This window comes from Vibrio sp. 10N.222.48.A3, from assembly GCF_041475345.1.
GTDB lineage: Bacteria > Pseudomonadota > Gammaproteobacteria > Enterobacterales > Vibrionaceae > Vibrio > Vibrio tasmaniensis_A.
On record NZ_JBFRVX010001789.1, the window covers coordinates 1 to 314 of the forward strand.

The following is a 314-nucleotide window of genomic DNA, read 5'->3' on the forward strand; positions in this document are numbered from 1 at the left end:
CTTCAATAACTTCGCTTTCTGAAGTCTGTCTCCATGAATGATATTGATCTGGGTGGTTTTGCTCGAACTGGTCGTTACGAGGGTCGCCAATTTCTTTTTGTTCAGACGCAGCAAAACTGGTCGCGCTTGCTAGTGATGCGCTAACCATTAATAGTGCTGTGACCGAATTACGTATCCAATGCTTTTTCACAGTGATATCTCCAATATACTGATTCTTATACCAAGCGTTGTGAGTTTGCTATTCAAATTAAGAACTGGAGAATTCCTGTTTATATTAATTCATAAACAAACACATTTTGTTACGTGTTGGATAT

The 314-nt window shown here is 38.5% G+C and carries 1 pseudogene; it reads right to left on the reverse strand.

Going from position 1 to position 314, the window contains the following annotated elements:
• Positions 1-190, reverse strand: a pseudogene (gene nrfA / locus AB4653_RS28920) (ammonia-forming cytochrome c nitrite reductase subunit c552); the annotation flags it as partial.
• Positions 191-314: the final 124 nt, after the last annotated feature.